We start from the raw sequence: 13,840 nt of genomic DNA, 5'->3' as shown, positions 1-13,840 counted from the left end.
ACAGTCGTAATCGTTTCATTACCAAGGGAACGGGTAAGATGTGATGGAAAGGGTAAATCATAGTTATGCGGAACGAGTGCAAGGAATCACTAAATCGTAAAATCCCGTTCATCATTTCACATTTTGGATGCTTTTTAGGCATTAGCGTATGACAACATGATCATAAGGAGGCGTTATTGATGAAGAATAAAAAATGGGTAGTAGCAGCATTGGGAATGGGTGTAACGTATCTGATGAAAAATAAAGGAGCACGCGATAAGGTATTGAATAAGGTACAGACGATGGTCAACCGTGCAAAAACATCTGCAAAATCGTAATCGTTAAATTTTAAAGCAAGAAACACGCGAGCCTCTCTGAATAATTGTTCAGGGAGGCTCTGCTTTGACGCTGCTCTGCAACCACGAACAACGCACAACACATCGGTTCGAAGCTGAATGATTAGACGGTCAAGCATTCTCCTTCTGTTCTTCTACTTCCATGATATGTTCAATGGTAAAGGTTCGATGCGTGCATTCGGAGGAACGGTACGCTTCTAGAAGACCCGAGGTACGAATGTTCTCTTTACTCACCTTCTTGAAGGTATGAGTAATCTCTACATTGCCCTTGAAAGGAAAAAAGGACAAACCTACCGTCTGATCCGATAACCACTCAGCCCGAACCCGTTCGCTTTCATGACGAACAGCCGGGAAGCTCAACCCTTCAGCAAACCATTCATAATCTGCTGTAGGAGTACCCGGCTCTCGGCTGCATAAAAACAGACTTAATTCGTCGCAAAACAACATTCTCCGTACATCCGTCCGCACTTGATGTTCGAAGGTTACGCCGCATGTCAGCTCCTGTCTGAGCCTCTGGCGACGCTGTTCCTCTGCCTCTTGATAAGCATGCGTAATCTGCTTGTCCTGAGCTTTTTCATGCTCGGTCCGTCCGACGAGCTCCTTGTACATCAAGCTGCACAGCAACGCCGCATACGCATTCTCTTGCTCGACTTCATCAATCCCAAGACGATAAAAAACAAAACGCGGACTAAGCGGAAAATCGATAAACGTATAAGGTGCTGACACATAATCATTCCAGAAAGGAGCAGCGTCCAGCCTAATCCATCCCCGGTCATGCTCCCTCGCTGCATATATAAAATCCTGTTTATGGCGTCTATTCTTAAAGGCACTGTCTTCCCACTGTGAAGCCAACTCACCTGAAATATGGGCATGGTCATGCTGCGTCGTCATGATATAAGCTTGATCCGTTTCATAAATAACCATATGCTATCCCCTTCCGTTAGGCGTCTATCTGATATGTGTACAAACTATCGAAGGCCATGGTTATGTTTACCTTCATTCATTATATCAGGATAAGGGTAAAAAGGCAGTGAAGTTTTCTCCATCCTCACTTTCAATTACCCCCTAGATTCTTCAATCGAAACTGCTGCGGAGACATCCCTTCCAGTTCACGGAACACCTTGTTAAAATGCTTGGCATTGTCAAAGCCCACAGTAGCTGCAATTTCATAAATCTTGCCCTCCTGACGCCCCAGCAGCTTTTTGGCTTCTGCAATGCGCAGCCTTTTTAAATATTGAACAAAGCTAAGACCTGTATAGGCTTTGAATGCCTGACTAAAATACGTATAATTCAAGGATACTGAATTGGATACTACCGCCATGTTCAAATCCTCGCTGAAATGAGCATGGATGTACTGGATTGCTCGCGTCATGCTGCCGCTTCTATCAGCAATCGCACTAGCAACGTCCGTTCTGCCAGGCTGTCTATCTATCTCCCCGCTATCAACACGATCGTTTAGTAGAGAGTTCCGTTGCTGCAATTCTTCGTTCAAAACTGCTAGCGCACCGAACAGCTCCTCCCTCACGATCGGCTTCAGCAAATACTCCCGTGCTCCGCAGCGAATCGCTTCACGCGCATATTGGAACTCGTCATATCCACTAAGAATGATCACCAAAGGTCTGTCTCTTGGCTCCAGCTTGCGAATATGCTGCATCAGCATAATTCCATCCATAACCGGCATACGGATATCCGTTATCACCAACTCGGGTGAAAACTCCATTACATGCTGCCAGGCTTCCTTTCCGTCCTTAACCAGCACGCATTCATAGAGACCGGAATATTCCCGTTCGATCATGGCTTGAAGCCCCATTCGAATGTTCTTTTCGTCATCCGCAATCAACAGCTTGGTCGTCATGGTCCTCCCCCCTCGTGATATGACGTCTAGGCAAAATCAGGGTTACTGTCGTCGATTGGCCGGGAATGCTGTCCAGTTTAATGCCATAACCTACGCCATACTGCATACTCAAACGGCGATGCACATTATACAAGCCGATCCCTCCATGCATTCCGGGCTCGTAGGAATCCATATCCGGATGCATCAGACCAGCCATAATGGCATTCTTTCTTTCTTCAGATATCCCCACTCCGTTATCCTGTATACGTAATTCAATGATATCCTGCTTGGAGTAGGCTTCAATGGTGATGAGGAATGGTCTTCGCAATGTACTCCAACCGTGCTTTATTGCATTTTCGACTATAGGCTGCAGCGACATTTTCAGCATTTCCAGTTCCATAAACATTGACGACAGGCGAATGTCCAGCCCAATTTGGTTGTCATGGCGAATGTTCATAATGGCCACATAATGCTGAATATGACGAATTTCATCACGCAACGCAACACACGGCCGGGACCATTGAAGATTATAGCGCATCATCGAACCCAGGGAAGTGAGAGCATCTGACAGCGGATATTGTTGTTCCATCTCCGCCATCATTTTTAAATTTTCCAATGTATTATATAGAAAATGGGAATCAATCTGATGCTTGAGTCCTTGCAATTCTGCCTCCTGAGCAGCGGCCTGCTTCTGTACAGCCTCAGCAATGAGCACGTTAATCCGACTTAGCAAACTGCGAAAATATAGAGCCAGCTCCGCGACTTCTCCCCGCCCATATACCGGGATTGTAAGCTGAAAGTCGCCCTCCTGCTGTACTCTTTTCATAGATTCACGCAGTGTATGCAGCTGCTTGAGAATAAGAGCGTGCAAGGTATAAGAAATGACGGACATTAACAATATCAATATACAAATAATGAGTAGCATGGCATTGCGTTTGTGACGGAGGCCACTCAGCGGACCGTCCAGCGCCACTATATTTAGCAAATAGGCATCCAGCCCTTCTATATAACGGTACAAACCAAGATAAGGCTTATTCCCATAGGTAAAGTCAAAAGCACCACCCTGTCCCTGAACGCGGGACTGTAACAGATGGTGCACATGGGACAGAGGGATCGGAATGGGATCAGGTTGAATGGAAGCTGTAGCTATATCGGTAGAAGACACTAATTTTCCACCGTTTGGCATGGAATCCTCGGCGTTTAGAATGAACATTTGCCATGCATAATCACGTGGTGGGGTACCAAATACTCTAGGCGAAAAGAGCTCTAGCCTCATATTGGTTTCCACCAAACCTGCGTGTCTTCCTCCGCTTGCCTGAATTTCACGCAGCAATGCCATATACTGTACCGCTTCATTTTCCTGCCCTGCTTGCCCCTGCAATAAGCTCTTAGGTCCCTTGTATATATCCCACCATATTCTTCCTTGCTGATGTTGAGCTGTTGTCAGCCAGGAAGTTTTAGGCAGGCGTGATTCATTGAAAATCATGGGCCATATTTCATGGGCCTGGGGATTATTTGTATACAGCCGGATATTCTCAATGTTGGGATTGCTGTAGAGCAAGTGCTGTAAATTGGGAAACACATTTAAGTTAAATTGAACCAGCTCATCGCTGCTTATTTCACGTTCCTCGGTTAGATAATGAAGTACGTTGCGATCTGAAATCGCAAGCTGTGCGGTCCGCTCCATAATTTCCATATTACTGTGAATCTGGGCCAGTTCTGTATCGAGTACATACTGATTTTGTACGGTAATGTCGTGCATGGTGTTCTCGTACAATTGATGAAAGGTATAAAGCGAGAACACTACAACCGGGATTAAAATGACTCCGATATAAGCGACAATGAGCTTGACTTGAAGAGAGCAACCGCCTAGCTGATCGGCCGTATCCGTCAGCCACTGCCATATGTGACGGCGCAGCAGGCTCTTCATCTGTGAACGTACACGGCCTGACATGAAATCACATCCTTAGCATTCAATAAATAAAGTATTGAACGAGATCATTTCGTGAACTGTTCCATTTTTTTGATGTTTTCCTCATAGGCTTTTTGCTGATAAGCCAATACCTTGTCATAGCCTGCTTTTTTGCGGTCTTCCAAAAAGCGGGCAAACAGCTGATCGAACTCCTCATCCGAGGAAGCCAGCAACAGCTTCGGTAATGCCTTGCCCCAAATTTTGTCTATCTGGCCTGACGCAATGCCTTCTGCCGAGGTTCCGGTCGGTTTGATATTTTCATATTGGGAGAAGCTGTGGGTCTTGCCTTTCGTCCAATCTTCCGGCTGCTTATACGGCTCGACGCTGGGCGGCGCCCACTGCAAACTCATATTTGTATCCATCAGCATCCAGAAGGTGGAGGAGGCGCCATACTTTTTGTCAAAAGCAGAGCGATCCTTGTTCAGCAGCTCCAGTACCTCTGGCTTGAAGGCTGGCTTACCGTTAATTGTGTCCCACAACTTTCCCTGCTCCCCCAGATACAGATCACGGTTCCCTTCCTCACTAATCAGATAAGTCAGAAATTCAATAGCCCGCTCCTTGTCTTTCACATCCTTCGAAATAAGTGTCACTGTCCATCCGGAAATGCCTGGCCCGGCCAGCGTCGGCGGGTCCAGCTTACTGTTGGAAGGTCCATCCACTGCAATGTAGACGGAGTTGGGATCTTTCGCATGCAATGTCACCTGTTGTGTAGCAAAATCAGACCGCTGATATAGCATGGCAAAATACCGTCCCTGTGCCACCTTTTCTTCCATTTGCGGACGTTTGTCGATAAATACGTCCTTGGCGATCAGGCCCTGCTCATTGGCTTGGCGGAATGTTTTGAGCCAGCGAATGTACTCTTCGTCCGAACGACGGTCATACAGTTTTCCGCCCTTCTCGTGAGGAATGGCAAGAAAGTTAAGTAAATAGTCTTCAAAAGAATAATTTCCGTTATCCGTAAATTCGTGGAACCCTATCGGGATCAGCGGCTGACCGTTCACCTCCGGAAATTTCTCTTTCGCCTTTTGAAGCGCTTTCAAAAATCCTTCCGGTGTTCTCATATCCGGCTTGCCAATCGCCTCGTACATATCCTTACGAACCATAAACGTTTGATTGGAGACAAAATTTTGGCCGTATTTTTGGTAATCCTGCGGTGAAGAGGACGCGTTAGGATACCCATATACATTTCCGTCTGTTTGACGATACCATGACATTTTAGCTGGGTCTGCCACTTTAATCAGATATGGATCATATTTCTCGGCCAACTTGTTAAGTGGGAGCACCATCTTGCCCTCGATCATTTTTTTGATTGCATCTTCTCCCCAACTGAGCGTGACAAAATCAGGCAGTTTGCCCGAGGCGAGCATGGTATTCAGTTTTTCATTTTCATTTCCTGCGGGTACGATAAAATTAACACTGACTCCAGTCTTTTGCGTCACATACTTCGAAGTCATATCCGTCCCCCACTTGTTCGGGAACCAGGAAAAATTCAAATACCAGTCAAACGTTATCGGCTCTGTATCCGCCTTCCAGCCCGGCGCATCTGCCGTAGCCTTTGTCTTCTCATCTTTCAATTCCGTGGCAGCGCCATTGCCACCGGACGTACATCCCACGAGCGGTCCTACCAGCAGAACAACAGCCAACAGCCCCTTTTGCCATTTACGAATGTTCATCATAAATCTCCCCCTTAGATGATGTGCTAGCCCTTAACCGAGCCAATCATTAGCCCTTTGACAAAATATTTTTGCAGGAATGGGTATACCAGCACAATCGGCAAAGTCGTTATGACCATCGTCGCCAGCTTGATCGATTGTGAAGTAACGGACTGGGCGACAATCCCGGGTGCGGCAGACATCATTTGATTAGAGCTGGATTGGGCAACAACCCGGTACAAATACGTCTGAATCGGCTGAAGATCCGTATTATTGATATAGATCATTCCTGTAAAATAATCGTTCCACTGGTACACCCCATGAAACAAGGCAATTGTCGCTACTACTGGCATGGATACAGGAAGCACAATCCGGCAAAAGATGCCGAAATCGTTGGCTCCGTCTATTTTCGCCGCTTCCTCCAGTGCATCCGGCAGTTCCCGAAAAAAAGCCATAAAAATAATAAGGTCGAAAAAGCTGAACATCGCAGGAATAATGTACACCCAAAAGCTGTCCAGTAGCCCGAGATCACGAATCAGCAAATACGTTGGAATCAAGCCCCCACCAAAAAACAGGGTAATGGTGCCGATCAGCATATACAGCTTGCGCCCGATCAGCTCTCTACGGGAATATGCATATGCAATCATGGCGGTAAAAAACACATGCACAATCGTGCCGATTAGCGTCTTGGCGACCGTTACTCCCATCGCAGTCATAATGCCGCTGTTGGCAAATACAGCCTGATAGCTGCTGAGACTAAAGAGTCTCGGCCACCAGTAAATGCCGCCTCGCATTGCGTCTGCCCCTTCGTTAAAGGAGTTCACCAGCACATACCACACGGGATATAACGTTACAAAACAAATGACCAGCATAAAAACGTTGTTAAATAAATCGAATATCGCTTCGCCTGCTGTTCTGCGTCGCAATAGCTGCATACATCCGTCCTCCTTCAAAATAGAGAGGTATTATTCATCCGTTTGGTTACAGAATTGGCTATCAGCAGCAAAATGAGAGCAAGAACCGATTTCAGCAATCCTACCGCAGTAGAATACGAAAAACGTCCCTGCTGAATGCCCACCTGATACACATAAATGTCAACTACATTACTTGCGCTTTCATTCAGCGAGTTACGCAGGACAAGAATTTGATCAAAGTTGGAGTTCAATATGCCGCTAACCGCTAAAATAAACAAAATGGATATTGTACCCTTGATCGCAGGAAGTGTGACGTACCACATTTTCTGAAACCGTCCTGCTCCATCAATGGTGGCCGCTTCGTACATGTCCGTAGATACGCCCGCCATTGCTGCCAAATAAATAATGGCTGACCATCCAAGCTCCTTCCAAATATCCGAGCTGACGACGATAGTCCAAAAATAGCCCGGCTCCGCTAAATAACTAATCGGCTGGTCGATCCAGCCCCAAGCTAGTAACAGTTGATTGATCAATCCGGTATCTGCCAGCCACGTGGTTAAAATCCCGCCAAGAATGACCCATGATAGAAAGTGAGGAAGATACGAAATGGTCTGAATGGATTTTTTGAACCGCGTAGACCGGATTTCATTCAGAAACAAAGCAAATACAATAGGTAACGGGAACCCGATCGCCAGCTTGAGCAGACTAATACCCAGTGTATTTTTGACAATGTACCAGAAGTTATCATCCTCCAAGAAGGCGCGAAAATGCTCTAACCCCGCCCATGGTGCGCTTGATATAGTACCAATAATGTCAAAATGTTTGAAAGCAATCAAAATGCCGTACATCGGAATGTAATGGAAAATAATCATCCATACCACTCCAAGTAGTGCCATGGTCTGCAAATGTTTTTGCCCCCCCCATCTGCGGGCTAGTGACGTCCATCTCCCCGATCGAACCGATGGCTGTGGTTGTGGTTGTGGTTGTGGATTTTTCCATCCTGTACTCATACAGAAGACCTCCCTCCTCTATAATGTAAGCACTTACATTTATTATTTTAGGGGCTTTTGCTTCTAATGAGTAGTACTTGATTTTTTGATTTTGGTGTCTAAAGTTCAGGTGGAGATAGGACAATACGTAAAAAGTTTCTTCCAGCCTTTGGATTTTCTATATCTATTAATTCACAAAAAAGACTATCAGATGGTACGATAAGACTATATGGAATTCCAATCATTACCTATGACCTAGATCAGGAGGATTAAGAATGGAAGAATTGGTTCGTTCGATTCAAAAACAGGTTCGGATAAAAAGGTTTGCCTGCTGGGCAGGGCTCATCATGTTTGGCCTGTGTACTTTAGTTGGCATTGCAGCTGAGGAATGGTTTATGGCGCTTCTGGGACTCGCAATGACAGTCTTATCAATCTATGGATTAACCATGATGCGTGGTATGACGAAGTTTAATAAAGAGTATCAACCGGGAAAGGGATACGGTTATTATCGCCGTACGGCACAGCAAAAACTGCGTTATTTGACTTGGGGACAATGGATACTCGGCGGCTTTATCGTCCTAATGTTCTTTATATATCACGTCCGTCTTAGTGCTTTTCTTATAGCTATCTTGGGGATCTTGACCATTCAGTTCAGTATCAAAAAACGAATTAAAAATCATCAGGAGCCTGACGTCACAGAGTTGGATGAGTTTGTACGAATGGGGATTGTTTCTCCGCATGAGCAGACTATTGGAGTGTATAAAGATTTCCTGCACCTTAGCCATACGTTTCAGGGCAACCAAATTGTTATCGTTACAGACAAACGGCTGATATCTGTGTTTGTAGAGGAACAAGGACGTGCGCTGAAAACGGAAATGCTGCTATCGAGTATAAACAAAATACGTGCAATCGGTACGGGTTTTCAGGGTCAAGGTTTATTGCTGTCTGTAAGCAACCGTGACCATAACGAGCTTCACATTCATATGGTCGGGAAAAGTATTTACTTTTCGCCAGAGCAATTCGTGGGCTCCTTGCTACGGGCACTGGACGCAGCGTTAAAGATTGGATCATACAGTACGGAAGAAACATTCCCCGTTTACCAACAGACAAGGATTTCATTGCATCCATTAGAACAAAGTTTGTTGCACAAGCCTACCACTGCCTAAATATTCCTCGCAAAAAAAACCAATAGCAAGCAAGCCCTGATCTTAATGAGCTTACTTGCTATTGGGTTAATTAAAACAACTAATTTTCTACCATTTTCCCTTATTAATGATTGGCTCCATGATAAAACACAGTGATGAGATCATGACTAGTAACAAACACCAGCAAACTAAACAGACTGAGCGATAGCGGCCGTGAAATCAATTTTTTCATCCTTTAACACTCCTTTTAGAATCGTTATATATTGGTCTTGCTGTGTTGCTGTAGCTTGGGATCTGAAAATCTCAAATATAGCAGTACATTTTCTAAACTCATGCTCATGTTCCATACCCAGGGTATCGGACAGCTTGAGAGATTGCAGAATATAGCCCAACGCAACCGTAAACTGTCGCAGCTTTATATAATAAAGAGCCAGCTGATAGCAGAAGCGAAAATAATAGGATACATTCACAGGCTCTTCAAAATATTTGAAATCTTCAATTTGTTCGGCAAATGATTCAAGCACACGCTCTAAAGGATAGTCGTGTCTGGCCGCTCCCTCAACAATGGAAAGAAGCCCCGGTAACAGTTCTTCTGGATTGTCACGAAGAAATTGAACGTATTCCTGCAATACCTCGGAACGACCCGATAAAATATCAAGAGCATATAAATTGGCTCTTGCAGCATGGCGATAATATTCCACTTCTGCTTCTCCATACGGATCGAGACCATTAAACCAGCCCAACTCTGCATATTTTTCAATGCAATCTCGAGCGGCCTCATACTTGCCTTGTTTTTGGAAGGCCATGCCTTTCATAAGATGACTGTAGCCGTAGTAGTAGACTAACGGCCGTTTGGTATGTATGGGTTGTATAGGTTTCTTGCACGCTTTGTAGAGCTGCAACTCCTGATACTTCTGGTTGACATGGGAATACAGCTGGTCGCATAAAGCGATCATATGGGTACCATCCATAAATGAAAAAGACAGCTTAATCATGTTAACAAGTGTGTCTAGATCTGTGATGTCGGAGTGAACAAGATCATCCACCCTCCCCACCTCCTTGTCCGACTTTTGTACTCATCAAACAAAACATGATCTATATTCCAACTAAAAATAACTTAATTACGTATTTATTACGTAATTAAGTTATATCATAAAATCAGACATGTGGCAAGGAAATTATAATATATTCCAATTTTCAAAATGTGGATGCCTATAGAGCATTCATTTGTTCAGTTCCATATGAAGCAAAGGGAATGCCCGGCCTGATCCATCCAGCGCAGATCGTCCTGTTGGTACAAAGCCGTAATATCTGTAGAAAGCATGCGCCTTCTCGTTTTGCTCATTCACATCCACTTTGAGGTGCGTTCCTTTTATTTTTTCAGCATGCTGGATGAGTCGGCTGCCTGTGCCCTGTCCGTGCCATTCAGGGTCGACAAACAGCATTTCTATTTTCTGCCCGTCCAGCCCGATAAACCCTATCGGCTCCTGAAGTACCGTACACTCCATCCAAACTTCAAGTTCTCTTAAAGCGCCGTTACTTATGATGTGATGGTAAAATTGAATGTCTTCTTCAGACAAAAATGTGTGCGTTTGGTGTACTGCCCGATGCCAAATATCTACGAGTTGATCATGATTTCCTTCCCGATAAGCAATAATTTTATGTTGCACTGTATTTCCCCCTTATGCGAATATCCATATAGCATATTTTGCAGTAAGTTTAACAGCGTATTTAGAAGTATTCAAACACAAAAAAGGAAGCGGATCCATCCGCCTCCTTTAGGTTACAACCCCTTTACAACGTAACGCCATTTTTGAAAATAGCAAGCTCCCTGAAATTGTTTTTCTCATTATTCACCCAGGTTCCGCTGGCTACATCGATAATGTAATCGACAAAGTTGCGTAGCGCCTCTTCCATACTGACATCCTCCACCAGTGAACCAGCGTTATAGTCAATCCAGTGAGGTTTAGCCTTATATAACGGCGAGTTGGTCGACACCTTCATCGTCGGAACGAAGGAGCCAAAAGGCGTGCCACGCCCGGTTGTGAATATGACGAGCTGACAGCCCGCTGCAGCAAGAGCTGAAGAAGCAACCAGATCATTCCCCGGCGCGCTGAGCAGATTAAGTCCCTTGGTCTTGAGACGCTCCCCGTACTGAATGACATCGGTGACCGTGGAAGACCCGGATTTTTGCGTACAGCCCAGTGATTTATCCTCCAGTGTCGTGATGCCCCCTGCTTTATTGCCTGGTGACGGATTTTCGTATACTGGCTGCTTATAATCCAGAAAATATTGTTTAAAATCGTTAATCAAATGTACGATCTTATCAAATACTTGCTCATCGGCAGCGCGTTCCATTAAAATCGTCTCCGCGCCGAACATTTCGGGCACCTCCGTCAGTACAGTCGTTCCACCCTGTGCTGCCATATAATCCGACAGACGCCCAAGCAGTGGATTGGCAGTAATACCCGACAGGCCGTCAGATCCACCGCATTTCAAGCCGATGTTCAGCTCAGACAAAGGTACAGGCTCCCGTCGATCTTCTTGTACGGCTGCAAATATTTCATGGAGCAGCTTTACCCCTTCCTCCACTTCATCCGACACCTCCTGGGAAAGCAAAAACTTCACCCGCTCCGAGTCGTATTCACCGATGGCTTCTTTGAATTCTTTCATTTCATTGTTCTCACAGCCCAAACCAAGTACCAGAACGCCACCCGCGTTTGCGTGTTTCACGGCATCAATCAAAATCGTGCGCGTATGTGCATGGTCGTCGCCCAATTGAGAGCATCCATAGTTATGCTTGAGCACAAGTGCATTTTCAAAAGGTGAGATATCTCCCACTTCCTGCTTAAAACGATTTAAAATGAGTTCGGCAATTCCATTCACACAGCCGACCGTCGGCACAATCCACAACTCATTGCGAATCCCTACACGACCGTCCTTTCGCCGAAATCCTTGGAACGTCCGACTCTCCTGTTCATATATATGAGGAGCTGGCTTAGGCTTGTAAGTATATTCCTCCACACCTGTCAGATTCGTTTTCGTATTATGCGTATGCACATGCTGACCTGCCTGAATGGGCTGAATGGCATGACCGATGGGATATCCGTATTTCAGGACATGCCCACCTTCAGGTATGTCCTGTAGCGCAATTTTGTGCCCACGCGCTACATCCTCGGCCAGCTCCACGCATTGTTCTTGTTGTGCTCCCCATGCCAGCGTTTCTCCCTGCTTGTAATCACGCAAAGCGACAGCCACGTTATCTTGATTATGAATTTGAATGAATTCCAGCATTCCAGTCTCCTCCTTGCTTATGCTCCGGGTACGCTGTTCCCGGTTAGAGAATCGAGCGTCTCCTTCATTCCTCTGCTTGTAATTTCATACACATGCTGCGCTGTTTGTTCAGCCAGCCCTTCAACCTGATTCAGATCTTGCCCCCACCATGTCTGTTTGCTGAGTACCTGCTCAGTCAATTGCTTCGCTCCGGCGAGAGTTCCGTCATACGTACTCCACAGTTCGCCAAATGTGCTCAATACTTCCGCTTCGTCTGCCAATGCAATCGACTCGCCCTTTCTGTCTCCCCGGTAGAATACGAGTAAGGACGCCAGCGAAAATACGATTTTGGCAGGCAACGCCTTGTGCTGTGCCACATACTGGAGCAAGGATGGCAAGTTCCGTGTCTTGAACTTGGACACCGAATTCAATGCGATGCTCATGACATAATGACTTACAAAGGGATTACGGAACCGTTCAATCACATCGTCGGCATATACATTCAATTCCGCTGCTGGCGAGTCCAGTGTCGGAATAATTTCCTCTCGAATCAACGACTGGATATATTCGCCCATAACATCATGCTCGACCGCTTGCCCTACCGTATCCAGGCCATATAAATAGGCTACAGGTGTAAGCGCCGTATGGGCCCCATTCAAAATGCGCACCTTTCGTGTACGATATGGTGCCATATCATCGACAATCAGTACATTCAATCCGGCCAAATGAGCAGGTAATTCTTCTTTAAGCCACTGTGGCCCTTCAATAACCCATAAATGATACTGTTCGCCCACAACAACCAAATCGTCCTTGTAACCCAATTCCGCTTGGATTTCATGAATCCGGTCTTTGGGATAACCAGGTACAATCCGATCCACCAAACTGTTGCAGAACGTATTTGCTTCCTCTATCCATGCAATAAACTCAGCCCCAAGCTCCCATTGGTTCGCATATTTCAGCACGATTTCCTTAAGAGCGTCTCCATTACGGTCGATGAGTTCGCACGGAATAATGACCAGTCCCTTGCTTTGATCGCCCTCAAAAAATTGAAAGCGCTTGTACAAAAAGGCGGTCAGCTTACCTGGAAAGCTTTTTTGCGGGCGATCTTCCAATTGATCCTCAGGTGCATAAGCGATTCCTGCTTCCGTCGTGTTCGAAACAATAAAGCGCAGCTCTGGCTTTTGGGATAACGCTTCATACTCCAAAAATTCCGGACCGTAAGGATTAATTCCACGGGTGACACACTCCACAACGGTATGCTCCTTCATGGCCTGCCCATCCTTAATTCCTTCAAGGATAACCGTATAAAGACCATCCTGCACGTTAAGCTTCTCCACAAGACCTCCTGGCTGCGGTTGTACAATCACAACCCCTGTATTCCATTCTGCCAGCTTATTCATTTTGTCAAATTGCCAGTCTACAAAAGCACGCAGGAAGTTCCCTTCCCCGAATTGTAGTACCCTCTCGGGATGCGGTTCTATAATGATAAAGCTTTTTCTGTTTAATTGATCTAATTCATCTACTTGTTTCATCCGGAGTAGCCTCCCACTAGTACCATAATGATTTCACCGTTATTTTATCATAATGCACACGTTAACAAAATAGTTTTATCAATATTTTTAGTTTTAAAAAATAATAATGACAATAGTATGAACACGTTAACATATACGTTTATATAAAAATCTGCAAGTATATTGTCCTTCATGTGTTGTTTCGCACCTGTTCC

General features: G+C 45.4%; 12 protein-coding genes. 2 read left to right on the top strand and 10 right to left on the bottom strand.

What is annotated here, in order from left to right:
* Positions 1-179 precede the first annotated feature (179 nt).
* Positions 180-317: a hypothetical protein gene (locus tag KSP24_RS12080; RefSeq protein WP_013370876.1), complete on the top strand. Its 138-nt coding sequence runs from the start codon at positions 180-182 to the stop codon at positions 315-317.
* Between the two features lie 129 nt (positions 318-446).
* Here the strand turns inward: KSP24_RS12080 and KSP24_RS12075 are convergent, their stop codons facing one another.
* The 6 genes from KSP24_RS12075 to KSP24_RS12050 form a co-directional block, all read right to left on the bottom strand.
* Positions 447-1,259, bottom strand: coding sequence for a DUF3891 family protein (locus KSP24_RS12075; protein ID WP_013370875.1), 813 nt, complete (start codon positions 1,257-1,259; stop codon positions 447-449).
* A gap of 130 nt (positions 1,260-1,389) precedes the next feature.
* Positions 1,390-2,190: a response regulator transcription factor gene (locus KSP24_RS12070; protein WP_216975202.1), complete on the bottom strand. Its 801-nt coding sequence runs from the start codon at positions 2,188-2,190 to the stop codon at positions 1,390-1,392.
* The gene (locus KSP24_RS12065) at positions 2,162-4,123 is read right to left on the bottom strand and encodes a sensor histidine kinase (RefSeq protein WP_216975201.1); all 1,962 of its coding nucleotides are present in this window, start codon (positions 4,121-4,123) and stop codon (positions 2,162-2,164) included. Before KSP24_RS12065 ends, KSP24_RS12070 begins: the two co-directional genes overlap by 29 nt.
* A 44-nt stretch (positions 4,124-4,167) precedes the next feature.
* Entirely contained in the window at positions 4,168-5,814 is a 1,647-nt protein-coding gene (locus tag KSP24_RS12060) for a type 2 periplasmic-binding domain-containing protein (RefSeq protein ID WP_216975246.1), read from the bottom strand.
* A 26-nt stretch (positions 5,815-5,840) separates the two neighbouring features.
* A complete protein-coding gene (locus KSP24_RS12055) occupies positions 5,841-6,728 on the bottom strand; it encodes a carbohydrate ABC transporter permease (RefSeq protein WP_013370871.1) in 888 nt (295 codons plus the stop codon).
* Between the two features lie 14 nt (positions 6,729-6,742).
* Positions 6,743-7,717 (bottom strand): ABC transporter permease, encoded by a 975-nt coding sequence (locus KSP24_RS12050; RefSeq protein ID WP_058829552.1) that lies wholly within the window; start codon positions 7,715-7,717, stop codon positions 6,743-6,745.
* A gap of 254 nt (positions 7,718-7,971) precedes the next feature.
* On the opposite strand from KSP24_RS12050, the gene KSP24_RS12045 reads away from it, so the two are divergent.
* Positions 7,972-8,862 (top strand): hypothetical protein, encoded by an 891-nt coding sequence (locus tag KSP24_RS12045; protein WP_216975200.1) that lies wholly within the window; start codon positions 7,972-7,974, stop codon positions 8,860-8,862.
* Positions 8,863-9,029: 167 nt separating this feature from the next.
* Here the strand turns inward: KSP24_RS12045 and KSP24_RS12040 are convergent, their stop codons facing one another.
* From KSP24_RS12040 to KSP24_RS12025, 4 genes are all read right to left on the bottom strand, one after another.
* Positions 9,030-9,887 carry a DNA-binding protein gene (locus tag KSP24_RS12040; RefSeq protein WP_216975199.1) on the bottom strand — a complete coding sequence of 286 codons (858 nt, stop codon included), beginning with the start codon at positions 9,885-9,887 and terminating at the stop codon, positions 9,030-9,032.
* Between the two features lie 177 nt (positions 9,888-10,064).
* Positions 10,065-10,511 carry a GNAT family N-acetyltransferase gene (locus tag KSP24_RS12035; RefSeq protein ID WP_216975198.1) on the bottom strand — a complete coding sequence of 149 codons (447 nt, stop codon included), beginning with the start codon at positions 10,509-10,511 and terminating at the stop codon, positions 10,065-10,067.
* A 124-nt stretch (positions 10,512-10,635) separates the two neighbouring features.
* Complete coding sequence (locus KSP24_RS12030; protein WP_216975197.1) at positions 10,636-12,135, bottom strand: UxaA family hydrolase; 1,500 nt, start codon at positions 12,133-12,135, stop codon at positions 10,636-10,638.
* A 17-nt stretch (positions 12,136-12,152) separates the two neighbouring features.
* Positions 12,153-13,646 carry a tagaturonate reductase gene (locus KSP24_RS12025; protein ID WP_216975196.1) on the bottom strand — a complete coding sequence of 498 codons (1,494 nt, stop codon included), beginning with the start codon at positions 13,644-13,646 and terminating at the stop codon, positions 12,153-12,155.
* Positions 13,647-13,840: the final 194 nt, after the last annotated feature.

The sequence above is a fragment of the Paenibacillus sp. AK121 genome (assembly GCF_019042715.1).
Taxonomy (GTDB): Bacteria; Bacillota; Bacilli; order Paenibacillales; family Paenibacillaceae; genus Paenibacillus; species Paenibacillus polymyxa_C.
The sequence above is the reverse complement of the archived record's forward strand: the minus strand, read 5'-3'. Positions and strand labels throughout refer to the sequence as shown.

Coding starts and splice junctions, on each gene's coding strand:
- KSP24_RS12055 (WP_013370871.1), bottom strand. CDS start 6,728: ATGCAGCTATTGCGACGCAGAACAGCAGGCGAAGCGATATTCGATTTA.
- KSP24_RS12030 (WP_216975197.1), bottom strand. CDS start 12,135: ATGCTGGAATTCATTCAAATTCATAATCAAGATAACGTGGCTGTCGCT.
- KSP24_RS12065 (WP_216975201.1), bottom strand. CDS start 4,123: ATGTCAGGCCGTGTACGTTCACAGATGAAGAGCCTGCTGCGCCGTCAC.
- KSP24_RS12050 (WP_058829552.1), bottom strand. CDS start 7,717: ATGAGTACAGGATGGAAAAATCCACAACCACAACCACAACCACAGCCA.
- KSP24_RS12045 (WP_216975200.1), top strand. CDS start 7,972: ATGGAAGAATTGGTTCGTTCGATTCAAAAACAGGTTCGGATAAAAAGG.
- KSP24_RS12060 (WP_216975246.1), bottom strand. CDS start 5,814: ATGAACATTCGTAAATGGCAAAAGGGGCTGTTGGCTGTTGTTCTGCTG.
- KSP24_RS12070 (WP_216975202.1), bottom strand. CDS start 2,190: ATGACGACCAAGCTGTTGATTGCGGATGACGAAAAGAACATTCGAATG.
- KSP24_RS12075 (WP_013370875.1), bottom strand. CDS start 1,259: ATGGTTATTTATGAAACGGATCAAGCTTATATCATGACGACGCAGCAT.
- KSP24_RS12080 (WP_013370876.1), top strand. CDS start 180: ATGAAGAATAAAAAATGGGTAGTAGCAGCATTGGGAATGGGTGTAACG.
- KSP24_RS12025 (WP_216975196.1), bottom strand. CDS start 13,646: ATGAAACAAGTAGATGAATTAGATCAATTAAACAGAAAAAGCTTTATC.